The organism is Arsenophonus sp. ENCA (genome assembly GCF_002287155.1).
GTDB lineage: Bacteria > Pseudomonadota > Gammaproteobacteria > Enterobacterales > Enterobacteriaceae > Arsenophonus > Arsenophonus nilaparvatae.
Genome location: NZ_NHNG01000236.1, coordinates 1 through 2,151 on the forward strand (window position 1 = coordinate 1; position 2,151 = coordinate 2,151).

4 protein-coding genes and 1 pseudogene are annotated in these 2,151 nt (G+C 41.4%); 1 reads left to right on the forward strand and 4 read right to left on the reverse strand.

Annotated features, from left to right (window positions below; translation table 11 throughout):
• A pseudogene (locus CBG25_RS06110) lies at positions 1-212 on the forward strand (hypothetical protein); the annotation flags it as partial.
• Here the strand turns inward: CBG25_RS06110 and CBG25_RS06115 are convergent.
• The 4 genes from CBG25_RS06115 to CBG25_RS06130 all read right to left on the reverse strand — a co-directional run.
• On the reverse strand, positions 169-543 hold the full coding sequence (locus tag CBG25_RS06115; RefSeq protein ID WP_366212732.1) for an antA/AntB antirepressor family protein: 375 nt from the start codon (positions 541-543) through the stop codon (positions 169-171). The pseudogene CBG25_RS06110 and the gene CBG25_RS06115 overlap by 44 nt on opposite strands.
• A 64-nt stretch (positions 544-607) precedes the next feature.
• Complete coding sequence (locus CBG25_RS06120) at positions 608-1,348, reverse strand: BRO family protein (protein ID WP_290605327.1); 741 nt, start codon at positions 1,346-1,348, stop codon at positions 608-610.
• A gap of 368 nt (positions 1,349-1,716) precedes the next feature.
• Positions 1,717-1,965 (reverse strand): VRR-NUC domain-containing protein, encoded by a 249-nt coding sequence (locus tag CBG25_RS06125; RefSeq protein ID WP_290605329.1) that lies wholly within the window; start codon positions 1,963-1,965, stop codon positions 1,717-1,719.
• A gap of 74 nt (positions 1,966-2,039) precedes the next feature.
• Positions 2,040-2,151 (reverse strand): ATP-binding protein (locus CBG25_RS06130; RefSeq protein WP_290603782.1); only part of this gene is annotated, 112 nt, incomplete at its 5' end.

Consider the following 2,151-nt stretch of genomic DNA (forward strand, 5'->3'; position numbering starts at 1 on the left):
ATCGAGAAGTTAAACAAAATTGTGGTATTGAACGCTGTCAGGCTCGCACGAGCCGAGCGCAAAGAAATCATATTTTTCTCGCTATTTCTGCGTGGTTTGAACAACATAAACGTCGTATATCTGAAAAAATAACCCTTTATCAACAAAATTGGGACGTAATCAAAAATGCTATTGCTGAGCACATCCGTGTTTTATTAGCGTACCCAAATTAGTTTTGTGCGAAACTCGTGTAAAATACTGTCTTGCCTGTTTGCCTTTTTCGTTGCGCTCAACCATTGATAGCTCTTTCGCCATATCGAGGGAAATTGCGTATTCTTTAAGCGCTTGTTGCCTAGAATTCGCGCTCCCCGATTTTGGGGAGCTCAAATTTTCTACAATTACGTAGTCTTGGTTTTTAACAAAGCCATATTGTTTAATCCTGTCTTTTATCCACGTAGTGAAATCTTTTCCAATTTCCAAAAACGCATGTAAATCACGAGCATTTACCGTTTGGATTAATGTACCGTTAATGTTTTTTGTTTCGATGTTGATTAAATTTGACATAAAGGTATTCCTCAATAATTAAATTGATGAAAGATTGCCCCTGTAAAAGGGGCGTTAAGATTGATTAATGACGTTCTAAGAAGTGGGTCAATTCACCTTCATACCAGTGATCGGTGCGTGCGGTGATTATCCCGATTTGTTGATGGTGGAAGTGCTCAAAAAGCTGTTTTATTTCCGCTAACACGGTATCGATATTCTCACGTTTACGTAAAAGTCGTTTGATAACCTGCTTTTCAGCGTCATTGATAATCTGGCGTAGTGCTTCGGTGATATAGTAAATCCGTCTGCATTCGTCAGCCATTAATGGGATATGCTCTACCTGAAAACGCTCCGGTGAGGGTGTGCCAGTTACTTCGCGCAACGCTAGCCACACCGCATTACTCCATGAACGCTCAAAACGGAAGCCATTTGTCATACACCAGACTAAATGTGTAAAACGCTCTGTTGCTTTAGTTTGGGGTTGTGGTTGATGGCGATCATATTTACCAGTTTTGCGGATTGATGGAAGGACTTCATTAAACACCCAATCCTGAAATTGTTTTGCTTCGGGCTTATTGCTACGGAAAATCACACGATAAAGGTTAGGTTCATTGACGAATGTGAGTAGTTGCTTTCCACCTTTTGTAAGGGTTACATGTTTTGTAACCCCTTTATTATCCATTTGAAAACGTTCAGGGCTTGCAACAATAATGGATAAAATTTCACATACATCTTTAAGGCAGAACCACGGCTCAGAATTTATTATCTTTATGCGTACATCATGTGTTTCTTGGAAAGAAAACGAGATAGCTTGTGCGGTAGTCATAATATGACCTCCAATGGTTAACTTGAATTTACCACCACCAAAGAGGTCTCAAACTCATATTGGCGGTGAACTGAACAGGGTTGAGACTACCGGAGTTAACCAGCCGGCCAGCTTTTCAGCTGCCCCATCCAGCCCACCATTGAAATGTAGCTAGATTACGACATTAAAAAACACGCTCGCGGCGTGTATATGTCGCGGTTAACTCCAAGCGGGGTCTCAAACCCAACATCTGATTTTGCAGATGCAAATAAACTATAGCGCATGATTTCTTCTTTCGTCAATAATGAAATTGATAGTGTGAAAAGTGTTCTGTAACCCGCAGGGGCTTAAATAAGGGAAATCAAGAAGATAAATTGCTTTTAAAGTTCTCAGCCCGCAACGGTTAGGATACTGCTTAGATCCTGACTGTCCAGTACGATAACCTGATGGCCCAGGGCAAAAAGCCGTGCGTGTTCGCGCAATTGGTAGGGGGTGGGTTTTTCGCCCGGTGCTTTGCACTCCACAAAAATAATGTTGCCATTGCGCAGTGCAACTAATCGGTCAGGCACACCCCGTCGTCCGGGTGAAACAAACTTATAGGCAATGCCACCAATTTTTCGCACTTTGCGTATTACCATGAAGAAGATCACTTATTAACATCGATGGAGATCGCTTTGTGTCATTATCACAGAACCATTTTTTTAAATTAACTTCACTGATCTCCATCAGTCAATAGCGTTTGTATTTTTCGCATTGATTCTCCTTTTAGCTCTAATTTGATGCTGCCATGAACCAGCCGATCTAAGATTGCATCTGCATGGGTT